Origin of the sequence: Pseudomonas soli, from assembly GCF_900110655.1 — a bacterium.
Classification (GTDB): Bacteria; Pseudomonadota; Gammaproteobacteria; order Pseudomonadales; family Pseudomonadaceae; genus Aquipseudomonas; species Aquipseudomonas soli.
In genome coordinates this window covers 81,199-102,952 of record NZ_FOEQ01000006.1, presented here as the reverse complement: position 1 = coordinate 102,952, position 21,754 = coordinate 81,199, and the positions used below count along the sequence as shown (strand labels likewise).

General features: G+C 62.3%; 25 protein-coding genes. 4 read left to right on the top strand and 21 right to left on the bottom strand.

Annotation, left to right across the window (positions count from 1 at the left end):
* Nucleotides 1–10: 10 nt before the first annotated feature.
* The 11 genes from BMY03_RS15015 to BMY03_RS14965 form a co-directional block, all read right to left on the bottom strand.
* Nucleotides 11–1,822, bottom strand: a complete 1,812-nt coding sequence (locus tag BMY03_RS15015; RefSeq protein ID WP_094011524.1) for an alpha/beta hydrolase family protein — start codon at nt 1,820–1,822, stop codon at nt 11–13.
* On the bottom strand, nt 1,803–2,951 hold the full coding sequence (gene pqqE, locus BMY03_RS15010) for a pyrroloquinoline quinone biosynthesis protein PqqE (RefSeq protein ID WP_038707229.1): 1,149 nt from the start codon (nt 2,949–2,951) through the stop codon (nt 1,803–1,805). The genes BMY03_RS15015 and pqqE overlap by 20 nt, the downstream gene beginning before the upstream one ends.
* Nucleotides 2,923–3,198, bottom strand: a complete 276-nt coding sequence (gene pqqD, locus BMY03_RS15005; RefSeq protein ID WP_023629204.1) for a pyrroloquinoline quinone biosynthesis peptide chaperone PqqD — start codon at nt 3,196–3,198, stop codon at nt 2,923–2,925. The genes pqqE and pqqD overlap by 29 nt, the downstream gene beginning before the upstream one ends.
* On the bottom strand, nt 3,195–3,932 hold the full coding sequence (gene pqqC, locus BMY03_RS15000) for a pyrroloquinoline-quinone synthase PqqC (RefSeq protein WP_177182920.1): 738 nt from the start codon (nt 3,930–3,932) through the stop codon (nt 3,195–3,197). Before pqqC ends, pqqD begins: the two co-directional genes overlap by 4 nt.
* A gap of 27 nt (nt 3,933–3,959) precedes the next feature.
* Nucleotides 3,960–4,871, bottom strand: a complete 912-nt coding sequence (pqqB, locus tag BMY03_RS14995; protein ID WP_094011523.1) for a pyrroloquinoline quinone biosynthesis protein PqqB — start codon at nt 4,869–4,871, stop codon at nt 3,960–3,962.
* A gap of 73 nt (nt 4,872–4,944) precedes the next feature.
* A complete protein-coding gene (pqqA, locus tag BMY03_RS14990; RefSeq protein ID WP_003243383.1) occupies nt 4,945–5,016 on the bottom strand; it encodes a pyrroloquinoline quinone precursor peptide PqqA in 72 nt (23 codons plus the stop codon).
* A 170-nt stretch (nt 5,017–5,186) separates the two neighbouring features.
* Complete coding sequence (pqqF, locus tag BMY03_RS14985; protein ID WP_094011522.1) at nt 5,187–7,502, bottom strand: pyrroloquinoline quinone biosynthesis protein PqqF; 2,316 nt, start codon at nt 7,500–7,502, stop codon at nt 5,187–5,189.
* 52 nt (nt 7,503–7,554) lie between these two features.
* Entirely contained in the window at nt 7,555–8,337 is a 783-nt protein-coding gene (locus tag BMY03_RS14980; RefSeq protein ID WP_094011521.1) for a carbon-nitrogen hydrolase family protein, read from the bottom strand.
* Between the two features lie 16 nt (nt 8,338–8,353).
* Entirely contained in the window at nt 8,354–10,036 is a 1,683-nt protein-coding gene (locus BMY03_RS14975) for a flavin monoamine oxidase family protein (RefSeq protein WP_094011520.1), read from the bottom strand.
* A gap of 160 nt (nt 10,037–10,196) precedes the next feature.
* Nucleotides 10,197–10,511, bottom strand: coding sequence for a helix-turn-helix domain-containing protein (locus BMY03_RS14970; protein WP_094011519.1), 315 nt, complete (start codon nt 10,509–10,511; stop codon nt 10,197–10,199).
* Nucleotides 10,489–10,851: a toxin gene (locus BMY03_RS14965; protein WP_094011518.1), complete on the bottom strand. Its 363-nt coding sequence runs from the start codon at nt 10,849–10,851 to the stop codon at nt 10,489–10,491. The genes BMY03_RS14970 and BMY03_RS14965 overlap by 23 nt, the downstream gene beginning before the upstream one ends.
* A 453-nt stretch (nt 10,852–11,304) precedes the next feature.
* Between BMY03_RS14965 and BMY03_RS26760 the strand changes: the two genes are divergently transcribed.
* Complete coding sequence (locus tag BMY03_RS26760; RefSeq protein ID WP_094011517.1) at nt 11,305–11,595, top strand: DUF3077 domain-containing protein; 291 nt, start codon at nt 11,305–11,307, stop codon at nt 11,593–11,595.
* A gap of 5 nt (nt 11,596–11,600) precedes the next feature.
* On the opposite strand, the gene BMY03_RS14955 is transcribed toward BMY03_RS26760, so the two are convergent.
* Nucleotides 11,601–12,062 carry an Lrp/AsnC family transcriptional regulator gene (locus tag BMY03_RS14955; RefSeq protein WP_094011516.1) on the bottom strand — a complete coding sequence of 154 codons (462 nt, stop codon included), beginning with the start codon at nt 12,060–12,062 and terminating at the stop codon, nt 11,601–11,603.
* A 146-nt stretch (nt 12,063–12,208) separates the two neighbouring features.
* Here BMY03_RS14955 and BMY03_RS14950 point away from each other — a divergent pair, with 146 nt between their 5' ends.
* The gene (locus BMY03_RS14950; protein ID WP_094011515.1) at nt 12,209–12,904 is read left to right on the top strand and encodes a CatB-related O-acetyltransferase; all 696 of its coding nucleotides are present in this window, start codon (nt 12,209–12,211) and stop codon (nt 12,902–12,904) included.
* A gap of 54 nt (nt 12,905–12,958) precedes the next feature.
* Here the strand turns inward: BMY03_RS14950 and BMY03_RS14945 are convergent, their stop codons facing one another.
* The 3 genes from BMY03_RS14945 to BMY03_RS14935 all read right to left on the bottom strand — a co-directional run bounded on the left by BMY03_RS14945 (nt 12,959) and on the right by BMY03_RS14935 (nt 14,025).
* A complete protein-coding gene (locus BMY03_RS14945) occupies nt 12,959–13,330 on the bottom strand; it encodes a hypothetical protein (protein ID WP_094011514.1) in 372 nt (123 codons plus the stop codon).
* A 130-nt stretch (nt 13,331–13,460) separates the two neighbouring features.
* On the bottom strand, nt 13,461–13,787 hold the full coding sequence (locus BMY03_RS14940) for a helix-turn-helix domain-containing protein (RefSeq protein ID WP_094011513.1): 327 nt from the start codon (nt 13,785–13,787) through the stop codon (nt 13,461–13,463).
* Nucleotides 13,771–14,025, bottom strand: coding sequence for a type II toxin-antitoxin system RelE family toxin (locus BMY03_RS14935; protein WP_094011512.1), 255 nt, complete (start codon nt 14,023–14,025; stop codon nt 13,771–13,773). Before BMY03_RS14935 ends, BMY03_RS14940 begins: the two co-directional genes overlap by 17 nt.
* Nucleotides 14,026–14,732: 707 nt before the next feature.
* On the opposite strand from BMY03_RS14935, the gene BMY03_RS14930 reads away from it, so the two are divergent.
* Nucleotides 14,733–15,395, top strand: coding sequence for a hypothetical protein (locus tag BMY03_RS14930; RefSeq protein ID WP_143067551.1), 663 nt, complete (start codon nt 14,733–14,735; stop codon nt 15,393–15,395).
* A 47-nt stretch (nt 15,396–15,442) separates the two neighbouring features.
* Nucleotides 15,443–16,351: a hypothetical protein gene (locus BMY03_RS14925; protein ID WP_094011510.1), complete on the top strand. Its 909-nt coding sequence runs from the start codon at nt 15,443–15,445 to the stop codon at nt 16,349–16,351.
* A gap of 79 nt (nt 16,352–16,430) precedes the next feature.
* On the opposite strand, the gene BMY03_RS14920 is transcribed toward BMY03_RS14925, so the two are convergent.
* The 6 genes from BMY03_RS14920 to BMY03_RS14895 are packed head-to-tail and all read right to left on the bottom strand — an operon-like array spanning nt 16,431 to nt 21,753.
* Nucleotides 16,431–17,405, bottom strand: coding sequence for a hypothetical protein (locus BMY03_RS14920; RefSeq protein WP_094011509.1), 975 nt, complete (start codon nt 17,403–17,405; stop codon nt 16,431–16,433).
* Nucleotides 17,378–18,088, bottom strand: coding sequence for a hypothetical protein (locus tag BMY03_RS14915; protein WP_094011508.1), 711 nt, complete (start codon nt 18,086–18,088; stop codon nt 17,378–17,380). Before BMY03_RS14915 ends, BMY03_RS14920 begins: the two co-directional genes overlap by 28 nt.
* Nucleotides 18,085–18,636, bottom strand: coding sequence for a baseplate complex protein (locus BMY03_RS14910; RefSeq protein ID WP_094011507.1), 552 nt, complete (start codon nt 18,634–18,636; stop codon nt 18,085–18,087). The genes BMY03_RS14915 and BMY03_RS14910 overlap by 4 nt, the downstream gene beginning before the upstream one ends.
* Nucleotides 18,633–19,553: a hypothetical protein gene (locus BMY03_RS14905; protein ID WP_094011506.1), complete on the bottom strand. Its 921-nt coding sequence runs from the start codon at nt 19,551–19,553 to the stop codon at nt 18,633–18,635. Before BMY03_RS14905 ends, BMY03_RS14910 begins: the two co-directional genes overlap by 4 nt.
* Complete coding sequence (locus tag BMY03_RS14900) at nt 19,550–20,143, bottom strand: DUF4376 domain-containing protein (RefSeq protein ID WP_094011505.1); 594 nt, start codon at nt 20,141–20,143, stop codon at nt 19,550–19,552. The genes BMY03_RS14905 and BMY03_RS14900 overlap by 4 nt, the downstream gene beginning before the upstream one ends.
* A gap of 8 nt (nt 20,144–20,151) precedes the next feature.
* On the bottom strand, nt 20,152–21,753 hold the full coding sequence (locus BMY03_RS14895; RefSeq protein ID WP_094011504.1) for a phage tail-collar fiber domain-containing protein: 1,602 nt from the start codon (nt 21,751–21,753) through the stop codon (nt 20,152–20,154).
* Nucleotide 21,754 lies beyond the last annotated feature (1 nt).

The following is a 21,754-nucleotide window of genomic DNA, read 5'->3' as shown; positions in this document are numbered from 1 at the left end:
CTGTTTTGCCCTACCGGCCTAGCAACCGGCAGTAGAACTTCCACTCTTCGTCGAGCGCATGCGCCAGATTCGCCGCCTGGCGAAACCCATGCCGCTCGCCCGCATAAAAATGCCCCTCGGCTTGGATGCCATTGGCCTGTAGGGCCTCGAGCATCAAGCGTGTCTGCCCCGGTACCACCACCGCATCCAGCTCACCCTGGAAGAAAATCACCGGTACCTTGATCCGTCCGGCGTGCAGCAATGGTGTGCGCTGGCGATATCGATCGGCATCGCGTTGCGGGTCGCCGATCAGCCAGTCCAGGTAGTCGCTTTCGAACTTGTGGGTGGCCCTGCCCAGCGCTTCGGGGTCGCTGACGCCGTACAGGCTGGCGCCGCCACGGAACACATCCTGGAAGGCCAAGGCGCATAGGGTAGTGTAGCCCCCCGCGCTGCCACCGCGGATGAAGGCCTGGGCCGGGTCGATCAGGCCCAGCTCGGCAAGATGCCTGACTGCCCCGCAGGCGTCCTCGACGTCGCATTCGCCCCAGCGCAGGTACAGCGCCTGGCGATAAGCGCGACCGTAGCCGCTGCTGCCTCGGTAGTTGAGGTCGGCGACGGCGAAGCCGCGTTGGGTCCAATACTGGATACGCGAGTCGAGCACCGGGTAGCAGGCCGAGGTCGGGCCGCCATGGATGAACACCACCAGTGGGGGTAGGCCGGCCGTACCTTGCATGGCTGGGTAGAAGAAGCCGTGGGCCGAACCATCGCCACTGGCATAGTGGATCGGCTGGGGGCGGCTGATGTGTTCCACCGGTAGCACCTCGGCGCCGCCTGCCAGTACTTCGACTGCGTGGCTGCGCTGGTCGATGGCGATCACCGCCGCTGGGCTGATCGGCGAGGCGGCCACTGCATAGATGCGCTCGTTATCCAAGGCCAGGCCACGGAACCGCGTGTATGCACTGGCATAGCGTTCCACTTCGCCGCTGTCGCGGCGCAACCCCAGTTCTCCGAAGCCGTCCTCGAACCAGCTGGCCAGATAGCTGGCGGGGCCGAGGGCCAGCCAAGTGCTGGCGCCCAGCTGCCAAGGAGCTGCGGCGTGGTCTGCGGATGCGGCGGGCAGACGTTGCCAGTGTCCGTCGAGCTCGCCCCAGGGTTGCCAGAAACCGTCGCGATCGGAAAGGCAGTACAAGCGGCCTTGCTCATCGAAGCGGGGCTGCTGCAAGGATTCGTCCTGCGCGGCGACGCAGCGTACCGCGCCCCAGGCGCCAGAAGGTTCGCGTTCCCGGCACATCAGGCGGGTGACGGTCCAGGGTTGCGCCGGCCGGTCCCACTCGATCCAGGCCAGGCGGCATCCATCGTGGCTCAGTGTGGGGGAGGCATAGAAGTCGGCGCCTTCTGCCAGGATCTGTCGATGCTCTGCGGTGAGACCCACAAGGCGATGCTCGACCTGCTCCCCGTGGTGTTCCTCGACGGCCAGAACCAGGCCCGCATGCCACTGCACATCACCGTAGCGGCGGTCGTCAGCATGGGTGAGCCGGTGCGGCAAGCTGCCGTCCAGTGCCTGCAGATAGACCTGCTGGTCCTGTTCGTTGACGAACACCAGCCCTTCGTCGCTCAGGCAAAAACTGCCGCCGCCGTACTCGTAGACCCGGCTGCGCACACTGAACCCCTCCGGGGTCAGGCAACGTGCCTGGTGGTCGCGCCAATGCCAGATCCGACAAGCGCCATCGGCCGGCCGGAACTCGTTCCAGAACACACCGTGTTCGCCGACCTTCAGTTCGGCGAAGTCGGTCCCGGCGGCCACCGCCTGGGTGGCGCTGAACTCAGCCGCGGGCAATGACATGGGAGTTGCGCTCGTTGCGGAAGGTCATCTGTTCAATCTCCAGCGTAGCGTGCTCGGCTTCTTCGCGGGCCTTGAGGATGATGCCGTGGTCCGGTGACTTGGCGCACACCGGGTCGGCCTTGCTGGCATCGCCGGTGAGCATGAAGGCCTGGCAGCGGCAGCCGCCGAAGTCCTTTTCCTTCTCGTCGCACGAGCGGCACGGCTCGGGCATCCAGTCATAGCCCCGGAAGCGGTTGAAGCCGAACGAGTCGTACCAGATGTGGCGCAGGTCATGGTCGCGCACATTGGGGAACTGCACCGGCAGCTGGCGCGCGCCATGGCAGGGCAGGGCGGTGCCGTCCGGGGTGATGGTCAGGAACAGGCTGCCCCAGCCATTCATGCAGGCCTTGGGGCGCTCTTCGTAGTAGTCGGGGGTGACGAAGATCAGCTTGCACGGGCTGCCTTCGGCCTTGAGCTTGTCGCGGTACTCATTGGTGATGCGCTCGGCCCGTTCCAGCTGGGCGCGGGTCGGCAGCAGGCCAAGGCGGTTGAGGTGCGCCCAGCCGTAGAACTGGCAGGTGGCCAGCTCCACGAAGTCGGCCTCAAGGGCGATGCACAGCTCGATGATGCGGTCGATCCGGTCGATGTTGTGCCGATGGGTGACGAAGTTGAGCACCATCGGGTAGCCGTGGGCCTTCACCGCCCGGGCCATCTCCAGTTTCTGCGCGAAGGCCTTCTTCGAGCCGGCCAGCAGGTTGTTCACCTGCTCGTCGCTGGCCTGGAAGCTGATCTGGATATGATCCAGCCCGGCCTGCTTGAACGCGGCGATCTTCTGCTCGGTCAGGCCGATGCCGGAGGTGATCAGGTTGGTGTAGTAGCCCAGGCGCCGGGCCTCGCCGATCAGCTCGGCGAGGTCCTGGCGCACCAGCGGTTCGCCGCCGGAAAAACCGATTTGCGCGGCGCCCATCTCGCGGGCTTCGGCCATCACCTTGAACCACTGCTCGGTGCTCAGCTCTTTGCCCTGCTCGGCGAAATCCAGCGGGTTCGAGCAGTACGGGCACTGCAGCGGGCAGCGGTAGGTGAGTTCGGCCAGGAGCCACAACGGCAGGCCGACCGGCACCTCAGGCGAGGGTGATCCAGTGTTCGGCACGGGCCACCTCCATGAACTGCTCGATGTCGTCGGCGACTTCGGGCACACCGGGGAACTGCTGTTGCAGCTCGCTAATGATCGCGGCGACGCTGCGCTGGCCATCGATCAGTCCGCCAATCAGGCCCGCGCTGTCGTTGAGCTTGATCATCCCCTCGGGGTACAGCAGCACATGGCCCTTTTGCGCGGGCTCGTACTGGAAACGATAGCCGGGGCGCCAGGCGGGCACTTGTTGACGGTCGAAACTCATAGGGCAATCCCCTTGTGCCAGACCCGCTCGGCGGTGACGCTGTGATACGGCGGGCGGTTCAGTTCATAGGCCATGCTCATGGCATCGAGCATGCTCCACAGGATATCCAGCTTGAACTGCAGGATCTCCAGCATGCGCTCCTGCCCTTCGCGGGTGGTGTAGTGCTGCAGGGTGATCGCCAGACCGTGTTCTACATCACGCCGGGCCTGGCCCAGGCGGGTGCGGAAGTATTCGTAGCCGGCCGGGTCGATCCACGGGTAGTGCTGCGGCCAGCTGTCCAGGCGTGACTGGTGGATCTGTGGGGCGAACAGTTCGGTCAGCGAGCTGCTGGCGGCCTCCTGCCAGCTGGCGCGGCGGGCGAAGTTGACGTAGGCGTCGACGGCGAAGCGCACGCCGGGCAACACCAGCTCCTGGCTACGCAATTGGTCCGGGTCCAGGCCCACGGCCTGGCCCAGGCGCAACCAGGCCTCGATGCCGCCGTCCTCGCCGGGTGCGCCATCGTGGTCGAGCAGGCGCTGGATCCACTCGCGGCGGATTTCGCGGTCCGGGCAGTTGGCCAGGATCGCCGCATCCTTCATCGGGATGTTGACCTGGTAGTAGAAGCGGTTGGCCACCCAGCCCTGGATCTGCTCGCGGCTGGCGCGGCCTTCATACATCGCCACGTGGTAGGGGTGATGGATGTGGTAATAGGCACCCTTGGCGCGCAGGGCCTGCTCGAACTCGGTAGGGGACATCGGCGTTGCGTCGCTCACGGGGCCTCCTTACAGCTCGATACTCATGCCATCGAAGGCGACTTCCACGCCCCGGCGCTGTACTTCGGCGCGTTCCGGCGAGTCTTCGTCGAGGATCGGGTTGGTGTTGTTGATGTGGATAAGCACCTTGCGCTGACGTGGGAAACCGTCCAGCACCTCGAGCATGCCGCCCGCGCCATTCTGCGCCAGGTGGCCCATCTCGCGGCCGGTGCGGGTGCCGACGCCGCGGCGCTGCATCTCATCATCCTCCCACAGGGTGCCGTCGACCAGCAGGCAGTCGGCGCCATGCATCTTCTCCAGCAGCTTGGCGTCGACCTGGCCCAGGCCCGGCGCGTAGAACAGCTTGCCGCCGGTGCGGGTGTCCTCCACCAGCAGCCCGAGGTTGTCGCCCGGGTGCGGGTCGAAACGGTGCGGCGAGTAGGGCGGTGCGGCGCTGCGCAGTGGGAAGGGGGTAAAGCGAAGGTTAGGGCAGGCATTGATGACGAAGCTGCCAGCCAGCTCAATGCGGTTCCACACCAGCCCGCCGTTCCAGTGGCTGAGCATGTTGAACAGCGGGAAGCCGGTGGACAGGTCCTGGTGGACCATGTCGGTGCACCACACTTGGTGCGGGCAGCCTTCGCGCAGGCTGAGCAGGCCGGTGGTGTGGTCGATCTGGCTGTCGAGCAGGACGATGGCATCGATACCGGTGTCACGCAGGGCACGGGCCGGCTGCATCGGCGCGAAGGCCTGGAGCTGGGCGCGGATGTCCGGTGAGGCATTGCACAGGATCCAGTGCTCGCCGTCGTCGGACAGGGCGATGGACGACTGGGTACGCGCCGTGGCGCGCAGGGTGCCGTCGCGGTAGCCCTTGCAGTTGACGCAGTTGCAGTTCCACTGGGGGAAGCCGCCACCGGCGGCGGAACCGAGAATCTGGATGTACATGCGCGCCCTCGTAAACGCTGATCCGAAAAACGACAACGCCCCGGCGGGCCGAGGCGTCGTAACGCACTGCCGCTCAGCGGTTGGCGAAGTACATGGTAACTTCGAAGCCGATACGCAGGTCAGTGTATGCAGGTTTGGTCCACATGGGTTTGCTCCTTCCGGATGGGGTTTGAGGTGGTCGGTTCATTATTGGGTTCTCTCAGGCACGAGAGGTTCCATTGACCGAGATTGCGCTATCTTACAAGAAAAAATTGTGCCGAAAGGTTAATTATTCGAAATGTGCCCTTGCGCAAACGGTAACAATCATTTCGGCCCTCACCGCCATTTGGCGTCCGGCGCGACGGCATTGGCCAGGCAAAGCCAACCGTGCCTGGCGTCGATGAGTTGCTGCAGTAGTTCGTCCAACTGAACTTGCTCGACATTGAGAATAGACCGGCGCATCCGCGACAGGTCCGGATTGTGGGTCGCCATATGTGCCTGCCAGGCCCATTGAGCGACATCGGCATTGCTCATCGCCGTTTCGTCGAACTGATTGGCCAGTTGCGTGCGGGCATCGGCGTCCAGCGCGACGCCTTGACCCAGCAGATCCAGCAGGTGGCCAAGGATCTGCGCGTGGCTGGCGTGCGGGGATTGCACGCCGAACAGGAGCCCACCGTAGCCTTCGATCTGACGAAAGGCGCTGAACACCGCATAACCCAATTGCAGCTCAACGCGCAGGCGTTGATAGACGGGGCCTTGCAACAGATGGGCGAGCAGGCGGCCGGTGGGCTGCAGGTGCGCAGGCAATGGACAGAACAGCAACAGTGCGGGCTCGCTGCCCTTGGTCGGGATCTGCCGCCAGTGGCGCTCGTGGAACGGATGAGGCTCTGAGGGCTCGGCAGGTTGACCCATGAGGCTTTGCAGTACCGTTCCCAGCGCCCCCTGTTGCGCCGCGTCGAATCCTTGCGCCAACCCCTGCCACCGGGCCTGCTGCCAGAGTGAATCGAGCTGCGGCTGGTCCGGCGTGCAGGCCGGTAGTGGTTGCATTGCGCCCATCAGCAAGGTGTTCGGCAGTGCCTTGAGTAACGCGCGGATCGGTATCAAGGGGGCTTCGGCTGCCGTTGGTGCCTGCCAATGCTGCCTGGCAGGCGCGCGCAGCAACGCAAGCGCCTCCTGTGTGGCATTGATCACGGCCAGGGGATGCCCCGCCAGGTGCAACTGCCAGTACTCGCCGCAGGCCTCGAAGCCCAGGTGCAATGCCGCCTGCGTGGCACGCTCGCGCAACGGTCGAAGGCTGTGCTCGAGAACGGTCCACAGGCGTTGGCGCAGAGGTGACGGAACCTGCCAGCGCAGGTCCAGGGCCGCGAACTGGCGTGCTGGCGGCAGGCAGTGGCCGATAGCGAGCGCGGTTGGCAATGCACTGCCGATCGTGGGCAGGGCGTCTGCCAGCAGTGCTTCCTCGGGTGGCAGTTGCCAGTCCCCTGCAGCCATGGATGGCAGGTCGGCCAACAGTGCATCGAAGGCGGCCAGTCCTTGGCCCGACAGACCGCTGAACGACCGGCCGGCGCTGTCGCGCTGGGCCAGTTCGAGCGCGCTTCCAGCTTGTTCCCGGCGCTGCTGTAGTTGAGTGAAGCGCAGGTTCAGCTGTCCAGGATCCTGCTGGCGTAGAAAGCCCAGCCAGCCATGCAGCAGCGCCCGGGCCTCGGCCAGGCAGGCCTCGTCCGACAGCTGCAACTGGACATGCCAGAGCAGCTGCCCGGCATGGGCGTGGAGTTGTTGCGCCTTGCAGTCCTGCAGCCAGCCCCGTTTGCGCAAGGCATCCAGCCAACCGCCAGGCCGGCTGTCGGTGAGCTGGGCCAGTAACAATTCAAGCGCCTGCTCCGCGCCTTCCGGCATGCGGTCATGGGCGAACAGCCAGTCCTGACGGGCACCCCATGCGGTTGGCTGGCGCAAAGGCGCTTCGAGCAAGGCGGGCGGCGGATTGCGGACGGCGCCCGGACCCTGGGCGAACAACTTGCCGTATCGTCTGCCCAGTTGTGCCAGCTCATCCAGTGACTGCGGGCCGACCAGGCTCAAGGTGAGCTGCGTGCCTTGATAGTGGTGTTGATGGAACAGTCTCAGCCCTTGCTGGAAGGCCGGGCTTTCCAGCGGCAGGCTGTAGCGGTTGCCCGCATGGAAAGCGCTCAGCGGATGGCGCGCCGACACCGATTGCAACAGAGTGAACTGGCGTTGGGCTTCGGGGTTGCGCGACCAGGCGATGAACTCGGCATGAATCACCTCGCGTTCGCGGCGCTGGCGCTCGATGGCAAAGTCCGGTTCGGCGAGCATCTGGCACAGACGCTCCAGCCCGCCGGCCAGCGCCATGGGCGGCACTTCGAAGAAGAAGTCGGTGGTGCGCTCGCGGGTGCTGGCGTTGACCTGGCCACCCAGGCCCTGGACATAGCGCATGAGGCCGTCGTGCAGCGGGAAGCGCGCGGTGCCGAGGAAGAACAGGTGTTCGAGAAAGTGCGCCAGGCCCGGCCAGCGCGCCGGGGCGTCGTGGCTGCCTGCATGCACCCGCAGCGCTGCCGCAGCGCGCTTGAGGCGTGGGGCATGGCGCAGGGTCAGGTGCAGGCCGTTGGCGAGGGTGAGGTGGCGAATGGCGTCGGACATGACGCCATGCTAGCGCGCAATGCTGAGGTTGTCTGGTCTGGCCCTGCCGCAGTTAATGCAGATCCCGACGCAGGTCCGCCAGGTAGGGAAATGCTTCCCGCCCTTTCAATACCCGCTCGCGCTGCAGATCTGCCAGCAACAGTCCTTCTTCGTGGCCGGCTATTGCCAGCACATCCCCGTCCGGCCCAATGATGCTGCTCTGCCCGCAATACTGGATCTCGCTCTCGCTGCCGCAGTAGTTGGCGTACACCAGGTAGCACTGGTTCTCTTGCGCCCGCGAGCGCACGGTCACCTGGCAGACGAAGTCGTAGGGCGCCATGTTCGCCGTCGGCACCAGGATCAGCTCAGCGCCGTTCAGCGCCAGGCGCCGGGCGTTCTCCGGGAACTCGATGTCGTAGCAGATCAACAGACCTACCTTCCAGCCGTCCAGCTCGACTACCGGGAAGTGATCGGCGCCTGGGCTGAACATCGAGCGGTCGAGCTCACCGAACAGGTGGGTCTTGCGGTAGTTGCACAGGCTGCTGCCATGGGCATCGATCAGTTGCACGCTGTTGTAGATCGCCCCGTCCTCGGCCCGCTCCGGATAGCCATAGACGATGGCGATCCGGTGCGCTTGGGCAATCTCGACGACGCTCATCGCCGAGGGGCCGTCCTCGGCCTCGGCCAGGCGTTCCACCTGGTCCAGGCCGATGTTGTAGCCGCTGAGGAACATCTCCGGGCATACCAGCAACTGCGCGCCGCGGGCAGCGGCCAGCTGGGCCTGGTGCTGCAGGCGCTCGAGGTTGCCGGGCACGTCCAATGGCTTTGGCGTACCCTGGTAGAGGGCGATGCGCATGGCGCTACTCCTTCGCTCAGTCGGCCAGGGCGATCGGACCGATCTCGTGGAACACATCGCCTGGGCCGGGATTGTCCGGGTGGGTCTGGCCACCGAAGTGGTTGATGATACCCCACACGGCATTGAGCGAAGTCTGCACCGCGCCTTCGACCCAGGCCGGGGTCCACGACACGTCGTCACCGGCGATGAAGATGCCGCGCTGCTCGGCGGGCATGTCGGCCTGCATGAAGTGTGCGTACATGCGCTGGTTGTAGCGGTAGTGGCCCGGCAGCGCGCCCTTGAAGGCGCCGAGGAAGTGCGGGTCGGCCTCCCACGAGATGGTGATCGGATCGCCGATGATATGCCCGGCGATATCGGTCTTGGGGTAGATCTTCTTCAGCGCGTCGAGGGCCAGTTGCACGCGCTTTTCGGTCGGGTGCGGCAGCATCTTCAGGGCGTCGCTCATCCAGGCGTAGGACAGGCAGATCACTCCCGGCTTGTCGTCGCCGTTGTCGAACAGGTAGGTGCCGCGGGTCAGACGGTCGGTGAGGGTCATGCTCATCAGGTCGCGGCCGGTCTGCGGATCCTTGTCCTTCCAGAACGGGCGATCGACCATGACGAAGGTCTTCGACGACTGCATGTAGCGGGTGCGGTCCAGGGCCATCCACATTTTCTGTGAGAACAGCGACTCCTCGCAGTCGATCTGGGTGGTCAGCAGCCAGCTTTGGCAGGTGGTGAGTACAGCAGCGTAGTGGCGCACGTCACCATAGTTGTCGGTGACCGCCAGGCGACCATCGCTGGCGCGGGCAATGCGCTTGACCCCGGTGCGCGGCGCGCCGCCATGCAGCGTACTGAGGCTGGTGCCGGCCGGCCAGTGGGCGCAGCGCTCCGGTACATGGCGCCAGATGCCCTGCGGCACCTGCTCGACGCCGCCGACCACCAAATGCTGATGGTCGTCGCAGTTGGTCATCACCACGCGGAAGATTTCCAGCATCGAATTGGGGAAGTCCGAGTCCCAGCCGCCTGTGCCGAAGCCCACCTGGCCGAACACCTCGCGGTGCTGGAAGCTCAGTTTGGCGAACGAGCGCGAAGTGGCGACGAAGTCATAGAAAGTGCGGTCGTCCCACAGAGGCACCAGCTTGTTCCACAGGTCTTTCAGGCGCGGCACGTCGCGGTCACGAATGGCCTGCTGAATGTCGGCGAACTGCGCGCCGCTCTCCAGGGCGTCCGCCCAGGCGTCGGCCACTTCGTGGAACAGGTGTGGCAGGTCGGCGTACTTCTCGGCGTAGTAGGTCTGGCCTTCCAAGTCGATCACCGTACTCCCCGAGGCCGGCGTCAGCGGGTTAGGGAAGGGCTTGGTCTCCAGGCCCAGCTTGTCGACGTAGTGGTAGAAGGCGGTGGACGACACCGGGAAGCGCATGCCGCCCAGTTCGGCGACGATGCCGTCGGTGCCGTTGAACACCTGCGAACGCAGCCTGCCACCCAGCTTGGAAGCTTCGTACACCACGGGCTTGAGGCCCAGCTTCATCAACTCGTAGGCCGCCACCAGCCCGGCAATACCGCCACCGACGATCGCCACCTCTTCGCCATGGCGCGCCTCGGGAATGCTGCCCAGGCCGGCCGGGTGCTCCAGCCAGTCGTCGAAGGCGAAGGGGAAGTCCGGGCCGAAGATGGTGATGGGTTTCTTGCCGTCGGCGGGGTGGCGGTTTTTCTTGTTCATGTAATGACCTTGCCAGGGGCTGCGCAGGGGGCGGAGCCTGAGTATAGAGAATGCCTGGTGGCCATTTTATGAAGCGGGGTGTTCGTTATTAAGGTGAAAACTGACGTCGTTATGTGATTTGTTTCGTCTTGATGATTGATGTTCATTAAAAAATGACGAATCAGCTCAATGATGCCAAGTGCTCGACGGTTTCAGGGTACTTCTGCACCAGCCGGATCAGTGCCACGGCCTGGGCGTTGGGCTTGGAGCGGCCTTGCTCCCAGCTCTCCAGGGTGCGGGCGTTGGTGCGCAGGTACGCGGCAAACACCGCCCGGGACATGTTCAGGCGCTGGCGCAGCTCGGTCAGTTCATTGGGGGCCAGCGGGGCCAGTTCCTCGAAGGTTACCTTGTGCGAACGCAGGGTCAGTTTGCCGGAGCGCACATCGGCAAGGGCATCGAAACCTTCGGTGAGTTCAGTGAAGATGTTGCGTGGCATTGGTCGTCCTCATCAGGTATTCGCGTTCAAGCAGGTTCTTCAGGGCCTGGCGTTGCTGCGGTGTCAGGTCATCCTGGACTTCCTTTCCGTAAAGCGTGAAAAGCCAGAACTGCAGCCCAGCCTGCCACCAGTAGTAGATGATCCGGGTGCCGCCTCGCTTGCCTTTATGGCGTAGTGCATCGGCGAAACGCACCTTCCTGAGGCCGCCCGTTCCCTTGATGACGTCACCCGCATGGGGATGCAGAAGCAGTACGCGTTGCAGAGACCGGAAATCTTCATCGTCCAGATACTGGCTGCGAAAGCGCTCGAAAGCGGGCAGCTCGATAAATAGGGCATCCATTTTTTGTACGTGATCCGCGTATAGTTTGTGATGAGGTTTGTGCTACGTCAATAGGGCAGATGTCATCAGCCTAAACGTGGATCGAGGGAGTGCTGGCGGGGGAGAGTTGCCGGATATGTCATTGGGAGGATGCTAGGTTTTTGTTTGTCAGACCATTTCCTACAGACGTGAAATTTAACGAGACCTATCCTACAAGCCCTGTCGCTCCGGTCTGGCTGTGCGGGTAAACCTTCGCGGTTAACTTCAGCCGGTCACCGCATATTCGGTGATCGGGCGTGAGAACCCGGCGATCAAACTGGAGGCATGCTGTCATGGCAGCTGTGCGCGGGCAGGTTCTGCCTGGCCGGAATGTAGCCTCCAACTTCGCCGGTTCTCACCCCGCCCATGGCTGCCACCCATTCCCGTGAGAAGGTTGCGTGGTGGCCTGCTTGAGCCGGTAATGGAGGCAACACCATGAAAAAGGTCGTCCCCGACCCACCCCTCACTTTGAACCCAACCACCGAGCAGTCCTTCTGCTCCTGCCAGTCCAGCCATCCCCCTATCTTCACCGTACGCCCCGGCGTCGATGCCGCCGACGCCCTGGTCCACGCGAGCATGCTGGCCCAGGCCATCCAGGAAATCGCCGACGACTATGCCCAGCATCATGCCCCCGAGGCGGGGCGGGCGATGATCTGGTCGATCCTGCATTCGGCGGAAACGGTACGGGCGCTGCTGGAGGGGTTGCTCGACGCGATGGAGGCCTGAGGACCTCAGCCTGGCTGCCCGCGGTCCACCTTGCTGCTGAGGATGATCGACGTGGTGGTCTTCTCCACCCCGTCGAGGCTGCCGATCAGGTCGAGCAACTGGTCCAGTTGCTCCGGTGAGTCGCTGAGCAGCCAGGCCACATAGTCGAATTCGCCACTGACCGCGCACAACTGCTGGACCTGCCCCATGGCGCTCAGGTGGCGTACGATGTCCTTGCCTGAGCGCGGCTGCGCCTTGATCCCCACGTACGCCTGCAGACCGCCGCCGATCAGGCGCTGCCCCAGGCGCACGCCATAGCCGGTGATCACCTTGTTGCGCTCCAGGCGTTCGAGGCGCGAGTTCACCGTGGTACGGGCGATCCCCAGTTGGCGGGCGAGCGTGGCGACGCTTTCGCGGGCGTTGATCTGCAACAGGGAGATCAACTGGCGATCGATGGCGTCGAGGGTGATGGAGGAGGTGGCCGGCATGGTAGGTCTCTTTTGTCGAGCTGCTAGCCTATGCAAGCGCGACCGATTCGCGCAAGGCGCCCAAGGCTGGCATTACGTTGGCAAGGCGGTACGATAGCGGGCCGCTGCCGCTCGGCAGCCTGGACCATGGCAGGAGTGATTGACCCATGAAGTTCAAGGACTGGTACTGGCGGCGATGGATTCGCCAACACGGTTGCAAGGTGAGCACGGGCATTTCCAAGTTCGGCAAGCGCGCCAGGCTGGCGCTCGAGGCCGAGGTGCGCATCGGCGATGTGGCGGTCAGCGCCGCCACCCTGGATGTCTCGATCGGGGCTCACACCTATATCCGCAGTGGCGGCTCGCTGCAGGTGGTCGAGTCGATCGGGCGCTATTGCTCGATCGGCAGCGCGGTGGTCATCGGCCAGGAAAAATACGCTCATCCCACCGACTGGCTGAGTTCCCACCCTTTCCAGTTCACCGGCACCCAGTGGCAATACGAGCCGCCGAGCACGCCGGCACGCATTGGCCATGACGTGTGGATCGGCGAAGGTGCGATGATCATGGAGGGCGTCGAAGTGGGCACGGGCGCGATTGTCGCCACTCGCGCCCTGGTGACTCGGGACGTGCCGCCCTATGCCGTGGTGGCGGGCTTTCCAGCCAAGGTGGTGCGTTATCGATACCCGGAAGCGATGATCGAGCGTCTGCTCGCATCGCGCTGGTGGGAGCGCGATACCCGGCAGTTGCTGGAGCTGCCGCTGCACGACCCTGCCGCCTGTCTTGACCGGATCAGCGGGCTCGGTGAGGCAAGTTACACGAGGATCGAAATTTCGCGGCGGGGCTGCAAGGTGCTGGCGTCGGTTTGAATCGCCGAGAGACGTTTACGACCGGGGCTGCTGCGCAGCCCTGATCGGATTTGATCAACGTGACGCGCTGGTCTGCGCCGTGGCGCAAGGCGACTTCAGGCCAGCAGTCATGCTCTCGACATTGTCGAGCATCTGGTTGCCTTTGTTGACCTTCTGCGCGTTCTCGGCAAGCTGCATGCGTTGGTCATAGGTGGCTGAAGTGCCATTCATGCTGTTCTTGGTTTCGAGCACGGAGTTGGCGATGCTGAGCAGGCTGCGGCCTGTGGAGATCAGGTTGTCGGTTGCGCTGGGCGTGCACGGGGCATTGCCGCCAGCCATCTGACTGGGCTGCTGGCCCTGGTTGTAGGAGCCCGGTGCCACGCAACCTGCGAGCGTGGCCAGCATCGGTACAACGAGCAGGGTTCCAAGCGTTCCTTGGATGTTCATGTGACGTTCCCTCGATCACTGGGCTCCGACCCGGTGCCGAAGCGATGGAGGGATTCTAGAAACGCGGCCGTGATGGCGAAATAGAACGGGTGTGCTAGAGGCACTTTGCCGCTGGTCAGAGCGACCCGAACTACAGATCCAGAGACTGCACCGGTATACCCAGCGCTGCCGCGATCTTCTCGCGGGTAGCCTTGCGTGGCCGTTCGGCCGCTTCTTGTTGGGCGTAGGCTGACTGGGATATACCCAGGCGCTCTGCCACTTGAGCCTGGGTGAGGTCCAGATGCTTGCGCCACGCGCCGATGGGGGTCAAACCGTCTTTGACCATGTAGCCCACGACTGCATTGGGCACCAAGTCATCCTTTGGGCGGCTGGAGATGTAGTCGGCGTAAGGGAGCACGACGAAGGCTGGCCGGCCATCCGCCCCGTTGATGATCTGTACGTTAGTAGGTGTGCTCATCGCGCTTCTTGACCTCTTCGATATTTACGATCTTCACCCCGCCGTCCCAGTCGAAAAGGATGCGGTAGTTCCCGACCCGTAGCCTGTAGCCATACTGATGGTTGACCAACGTCTTGACGTTCTGGACGTTCGGCATGTGAGCCAGTGCCTGGGCGGCATCGTAGATCTTGGGCTGATCGGCCTTGTTGATCTTTCTGAGCTGTTTGACTGCCTTGCGTGACCAGATGATCGTGCCCATGCCCATTTCACCTTGCTCCCAAGGTTGAATTATAAGTTATTTATAAGTTTTGTCGAGATGGGGCAGGTGGTCGCAGTTGGCATGAAGGGGCGATCTGGGGTCGGGGCGGGGTACGGCTGCCAAACACACGAAAGCCGCGCAATGCGCGGCTTTGAAGGTGGTGGGCCCACACGGACTCGAACCGTGGACCAAAGGATTATGAGCCCGACAAAAATGCCTGTGGCCGTTGTGAAAACTCCGCAATACGCTGATTTTATTGAATATGTACGTACATGCGGGTCGGGTTTCGGTCGGCGGTGTGGACGTAATGTGGACGCTCGCAGCTGTACCTGATTGCATACCTGTTCAAATGCTTGCACAGCGTGCAATGCCCCTTCCTCCCCGGCGGCCCGCGCCGGGCCTGCTGTAGCTCTCCGTTGCACCTACCAGGTCCTTTTCACTTTTCTACGAGGCAAAGCGCGTCGGCGGGAGGGGGATAAGTGATTCCCAATCCCGATTTTTTTCGCAGCTCCCAGTTTTCTCAAATCGCTTGGCATCGTGTTGGCAAGCTTTTCGCTAGTATTGAAGAAAGCTTATGCTTTGTAAGGCCCCATCGCCTGAAGGCAGATGTACTAAAATCTCCTATGATCAGAGTTGGAAACAGTGGGGTGTTACAGTGGAGCAGAATAGGATTTTAAATGTGGATTTCAGTTTTGAGCGTCTGATATATGGATATTGAAAGCTTTTCGCAGTGTATTGAGTACATGCAGGTAGGTCAGGTTAAGCTGACTGTGGATAAATTTATTCCAGTTGTATCTGCCCTATGCGGGGCGCTGTTGGGTTTTTACTTAAATTATTTAAGCTCTTCGCGTAAGGAGGGGCAAGCAAGTAAAAATAAACTTATGTGTTGTGATGAGAACGTCCGTCAGATACAAGGTTCAGTGGTCCAGTTGCTTTTAGAACTTTGCAAGTTGATGGAGTGCGTCGCTTTCAAGAAAAAGCCTGCACGTCATAATCTCCCGGGTAGTATCAGCTCTCTCTATTTGAATGAGTACTTTTCCGATATAGCGCATAAGTTTAGTAAGGAGCAAAGGGAATGGGTGCAGCAGTTGCTTACAGAAGTCGAGATTATAAACAAGGCTCTACCTGAGCTCTGGGAAGCAAATGTCTCTTCATTCTATAGCTACTCTCTGGCGCTTCTAAATTTATCGAGTCGAGCGATGACGGTATGGAATATGTGTGAGAACGTAGTTAGAGGTGCATACTTTGACACCACCAATAAGGACCTTTTGGAGCTAATTGGTGCTACTAATGATCAGGTATATTGTTATTTTGGGCTGGTTGAGAATGCCGAGGTAAGGGATGAGAAGCTAGGGCTCAATAAATTTTAGTTGCGCGCACTGTTTTGCAGTTGGTTTTTTGGAAAAGGAATAGAGTCTTGAGTGGCGAGTATGAGTTTTATTTGAAACAAAATTTCCTGGGCCCTGTGAAGTCTCTCGAGGTGAGTGAGGCTGAATATAAGTTGCTGGTCAGGTCACGGAGCATCCTTAGTGCAGCGCTTTCGATTGAGGAAAAATATGATCTTGTTTTAGGGAATTTCATGGACTTTGAGCGTGAAGCTATTTTGCTAACCATGGATAGCCTGACAGATACGTCCTTCAACTATAGTAAGGCTTATACAGTTTTATCGGCCCTTAATAGAAGGGTGGCAAACTTCATATTTTTTGGAAAAAACTACACGGAGTTAATTCCTGGCATGGCCTCTAAGTGTGTTGATGATAAAGCGCACATGATAAAAATGGTCGAAGCTTTGAGGAGTAAAATCTACGATGAAACTTTGGAGTATCGGTTTGCTGAGGCTCTCCGAGGCCATATAACTCACTGTGCTGATGCCGTGCACTCGGTGACCAATCCCAATAGATGGACTATGAATGCAGATAAACAGGCAGATAAGCTTGTGTTCAATATCGGAGTGCACTCTTTAAAAGATAGGCTTCGAGAGAATTCCGGGTTCAAAAAATCAGTCTTAAATGAAATGGAGGATAAGATAGACCTGAAACAGGTTGCAAGGAAATACATGGGGTGTATTAGCGAGCTGCAAGAGCAGGTCCGTTCCTTCATTGAAGGCTCGGTGCGAGAGGCTCGGGAAGTGATTCAGAATTATACTGATAAATATGCAGCTATTAACGATGGTGAAAGTTTTGGGCTGGCTGCATTCTCTGCAGTCAGCAGACCACTGTCGCTTTCTCTTGAATGGGATGATGTCAGGATAGAGCTGGAAGAGAAAAATCAGCCTATTCAGAATATGGATAGGAGATACCTAAGTAGTGATGTGGTTCCAAGGTAGAGGCTTCTGTGTGTCATGCATCTCTTAGCTGGTGCTTTTAACTGCCCCGCTTTAAATGGCGCTCTAATTGGTTAGGGCGCTATCGGAGTTTGATGGAGTCAATTTTTAACATTAAACCCATTGAGTCGGACGCGGCTTTCACAAAAGCTTCAGCATTTTTAGGTGGTGGTGTTATTCCATGAACGTGCCCCGCCAGCTGGGTATTCATCTCCTGCACCAAGTCGAGTAGGTCGCACAGCACTTGCAGCACGTTCACCCCCTCAGACCCCAGCCACGTCTTTGACGCTTGCAGCCGCTGACTACCCGCCGTGACGCTCTGGCGCATCCCCTCGATGCGCTCCTGCAGGTCCCCCCCGATCGTCGTGTTGAGCGTCTGTCCGACCACAAGGTTGAGGTCGCGGCCCGTCGCCTGGTGCAGGTCATCAATCGCGGCCAGGCTCGCGGATCCGCCCGAAAGCAGCTTGAGCGCGCCCAGTGCCTCGAGCGTCTTGGTTCCACCCACCGTCTCGGTCGAATGGTCGTCCACGCTCCTGGTGTGGCTCTGGAACTGCTCGGCGTTGGCCAGGGCCTCAACCTCGCGCTCGATCGCCTTATCCTGGATCTTTCCGTCCGTTTGGCGCAGCCAATTGCCGTCCGCGTCCACGCGCTGCTGACAGGCCTCGCTGTGCTGCCAGACCTGGTCCCCTTTCGGTACCCGGGGCAGGCTTAGCCCGTTGGCCAGGATCTGCTGGATGAAGGGCTTATGTGGCAGGCCGTAGGCGAATCCCACCACCACGGTGGTGCCCTCCTCGGGAAAGCCGAACATACCGGCCTCTTGCCCGCCCATCGGCGCCGGCAGCGGCAGCCCGGTCAGTACCGGCAGGTCAGGGTCGGGTTCGCCATCCGGCAGCAGGATCTCCACGTCGACGCCGAAGCGCGGCCGGAAGTCGTCGCACAACCCGGACGCCGTTGGCGCGTCCGGTACCGCCACGACGCGGCCAAAGCGCGGCAGGTGGCAACCGCCGGTGAGTTCGGGGAATTGGCGCTCTACGCTGCGCTTGATTGCGTTGTCCATCGGATGGCCATCTGGTTGCCGGCCAGCGTCACATTCGTGATCCGCTCGCCCTGGTTGATCGATGCGCCTGGTCGCAGCCCGGGAAGGGCTGAGATCGTGGCGCTCTGGTTGCCCTGGTAGCCATCGAACAGCTCGATCGGCAACTGCAACGGCGAGCGTGTGCCGAAGAAGCTATCGGCCCAGCTGCCCACGAACACCTCGCCGTCGCCCTGCTGCTGCCAGATGAAGTCCGGCACGCTGAACACCTTGGCCAGGTTGTCCATGGCCTGGTAGCCGCCACCCAAGCTGTAGAAGTACGGGGCCTTCACCTGGGCGTAGGCCTGGGCAGGTACACGAAAGCGCAGCCCGGTCTTCTGGCTGACCTCCTCGAGCACGGCCTGCAGGCTGACGTGCCGTAGGTTGAGCGGCAGCGGCTGCTCGAGCACAGTGGCCAGCTCACGGCAGAACAGGATCTGCTGCTGGCCGTTTACTGCGGTGCTGCGCTCGACGTAGCCGATAAAGTGGCGCTGCAGCTGGCTTTCGTTGTAGCCGATGTCCAGCGTTACCAGGCCCTTGACCGAGTTGCCGGCCTGTACCGTGAACGAAGCCCGCCCGGGGTGTTTGAGCTGCAGACGAACCTCGTCCTGGATCAGCGGCAGAACGGCCCCGCCAACACTCAGCACCTTGTGGAGCTTCATGCTCATGAGCCACCGCCGATGTACGTGTCCACCTTTTTGAGCACGGCTTCGAAGCCAGTCAGGCCCTGTTCGCCGCCACTACCGTCGCTCCCGCTGCCGCCGGCACCGCTGCCTACTGCTTGGCCAGGGCCGGATTGCGCCGTGGTGCTGCTGGCCTTGCGCCGGCCTTCCACGCGTTCCGGGTTCGACAGTTTCTCGGACAGGGTGAACTGGACGACCCACTGGGCCAGCGTGTCGTCCTCCCGGGCGCTCACGCCCTCGGCGAACTGCACCTGGCGGATCCCGAAGGCCGCGGCGGTATCGTTCACGACCCGGTATGTCTTGAGCTGCCCGCCGCCGGCGGTGGCCTCGGCCAGGCTCATCAGGGCGCGCAGGTCCGCAGCATCCTTGTAAGGGATCATCAGCGATACGGTCAGGGTCTTGGGCTTGAAGCCCTTGTGCGCCTTCTCAGTGCCGCTGGTCTGGCCCGACATATCGTCGGCCTCGATGCGCAGGTTCGCGGTGACCTTCATGCGCTTGCCCTGGATCTTTTGGCCATCGAGCATCAGGGTCATAGGCCCACCAGTTCGCGCACGAAGCTCAAGCCCTCGCGGGATCCGACCAAGAGTACGCCGGCGGACAGCACCCACTCGTGCCCCGGAGCATCGCCTTGGAGCAGATCACGGCGCAGATCCGCTGGTGAGCCCGGGCCGATCAAACGGGCGCGCATGCTGCCATCAGTCTGTCCGCCGGCGAGCAGCGCCTGCAGGTCGGCCAGTTTCTGGTCCCGGGCTTTAGCCTTCTCGGCCTTGCGCCCAGCCAGTCCGGCGAGATCCGCCATGGGCGAGCTGTCGGCGTAGCTCTCCAGGGCGGCGATCTGGCCGGCCATCGACTGCTTGGCAGCCTTCACAACGGTGCAGCGCTCGAGCGGCAGGGCGCACCAGCGCGGGAGCGCGCCGGCGCTGGGGATCACCCACTTTTCCTGCTCGAGCATGGACAGGTGCCGGGCGCGCCGCTCGGTGCGCACAAGGTCGGGGATTGGCAGCAGCGCATTGAAGCGCCCCAGGGTGTCGGCGAACTGGTCGTATCGGGTGCCCAGGAACATCACCGCCAGGGCGTATTGCTCGCCGGCAGGCCGGGCGCTGTCGCCCGCGTCGGTCAGCTTGCTGGCCAGCTGCTGCAGGAGGTTCGGCGCCGACAGGTACTTTTGATGGCCCCGCCCCTGGCCAACACCGCTCTGGAACGGCGTGACCGCCAGGCAGGCCGGCACCTGACCGAGCTGGGCGGCGAGAGCACTGTGCCCGGCTGCCACTGCGCCCTGGGCGGCTTCGCCGACTGGGCCTGGCGCAGTCGTGGCGATGTCTGCCAGACCGCTGAGCCGCTGGCCGGTGCTGGCCAGCTCGGTAGCAGCCAGGGCTTTCGCTGCGTCCAGGTCGCCGAGCCAACTGGTGGACTGCGCTGGCCAGCGCATCGTGATCGGCGACCAGGTCATGGTTCACTCCAGGCGATCGCCTCGATAGCGCCGGCGTCGCCGATCGCCAGGGCCTCCTCCAGCTGGCCCTTCAACTCATTGGCCCGGAGCAGCAGCGCGTGCCGGAAGACGGTGAAATCGTCGCTGACCCGCTGCAACTGCGCTGCAGTGTGCGGTCGGAACCGGACGATGCCGTCCTGACCGGCGCATGGATACTCCGTGTCCTGCTTGCGAATGACCCAGCTCTGCAGGTTCAGTTGATCCTCCACTGCGCTGTCGTATCGATAGCTATCGCCGAGCGCCGAGGAGGTGAACCCGGCGATGATGGCTTGTTCGCACGCGGCGTTGATCTCGCTGCGCTTCAGCTCATACAGGCCGCTTGGCTCAAGAGTCCAGGCGCCGTTGACCCACACATGCGAGGCTGATGGCGGCAGATCGGTCAGGAACGGGACGCCGGCGGCGTCGCTGACGATCTTCCGACCGGCAGCTTCGCCCTGGAGCAGCTCGGTGTGCTGGGCCTTGCTGATCGCCACGGCGTCGACAGGGATACCGTCGCCGTGGACGCCGTCCAGGTACAGGCCGCCGGTGGAACGCGAATAGAAGAACTGCATGACTTACCTCACTTTCCGATGGCGAACCAGAACAGGCCGATGGTCGATGTCTCGGCGCTGTCCTTGTCGATGTAGAGCCGCGCGCCCTGCAGCGTCTCGTTGCCCACGTAGACGGTGATCTGCGCCGCCCAGTGCTGGTTGCAGATCACGGTCGGGTGTAGGCCCAGGAGCGTGGTGGTGAAGGCGATCGGGTAGGTGATGTCCCGGGTGATCTCGGCGGTGTGGGTGATGCCGTTGATCCGCCCCCATTGAAAGATGAAGCCGCCGAGCCAGCTGGGCAGAAGCAGGTATCCCGAGGCCAGGAAGCTCGCGGAAAGCCCCCAGCGCAGCTTCTTCGGGCTGACGAAGGTCGTGTCGTCAGTACCATCCGCCGTTTGTGCGTTGGTTGCCACCTTTGCACCGCCGGCCACTGCTTCCGTGGCTTGGGTGGCGGTGGTGGCCAGGCTCACATTTCCCGAGCCGTCGAATGACACAGAGCCAGTGACGGCGCCGGTCAACGTGATAACCCGGGCGGTGGCCAGCTTCACAGCACGTCCGACGGCGGTATCGCCAGCGACGATGTTCGCGAGAGCGTTCCAAAGCAGCGTCGTGGCGCTCTTGACCGCCTTGGTAGTGGCCAGGATCGCGCTGCTGTTGCTGGCTTCGTCGTCGCTGATGGCGTTCGGGATGTTGCTCAGTTGCACGTCGTCCTTTGTCGTAGCCCGGGCACGCAGCCCCGGATAGTCCCCAGTGCGGGCAGCAAAGTGCGTCACCAGCGCCCCGGTGACCGGCTCGGATGGCCGGCGATCAACGATGGTGTCGGCGTTGGTCAGGTCTGCGAGCTGCACCAGGTAGTGCTTCACTCCGGCGCTGTCGGTGTAGTCCAACCTGTTCGCCGCTGACCCATATAGAGGAACGACGTTGGCCACCATGTCGTTGCCGTCCCGGGCCAGCGATACGTCGACCCAGACACCAGTTGGGTATCCACCCGGCTTAGTGAAGGCGAGCGCTGAAGTCCGGGCAATCCGGATCCCCTCGATGTACGCGGTACCGGCTTTCAGTTGATAGAGCCCGCCTGCCTTCTCGACCTGCAGGGCGCTGCCAAAGAAGCAGGCACGACCGAAGAGGTCGCGGTTACTCTGCCGCTCGCGCTCGTCGATGCCGGCGAGCCGGACGGTGAAGTCGTGCTGCCAGGTCTTCGCGTCGATGGTGATCCCGGTCAGCGACTGCGCGCCGTCGAACACCACCAGGAAGTTGCGGGTTATGTTGTTGCCCACCTGCAGTGGCGGGTTGTTGCGGCGCTTCTGCTGCAGGGGCACGTAGGCCACGGCGAACAGCACGCCCTCGGCCGACTCCAGGCCGATCCAGTTGAAATCCCAGTCGCCCACGTCGGACCCGACCTGCAGGCTGTACACCACCTGATTCGGGTTCACGTACCCGGCGTTACCACTGGCGATGTTGGCCGTGTACACGATCTGCGCGGCCACGGGCTTAGGTGCGGCTCGGTTGACCGCTGCCGCCGGGTCCAGCCCGGGAACGTTGGCGAAGATGAATCGCTTGATAACCAGGGCCTGCTGCGCGGCCTGCTTTTGTGCAATCAGGCTTTCGCCTGCAAGGGTGATGCTTGCCATG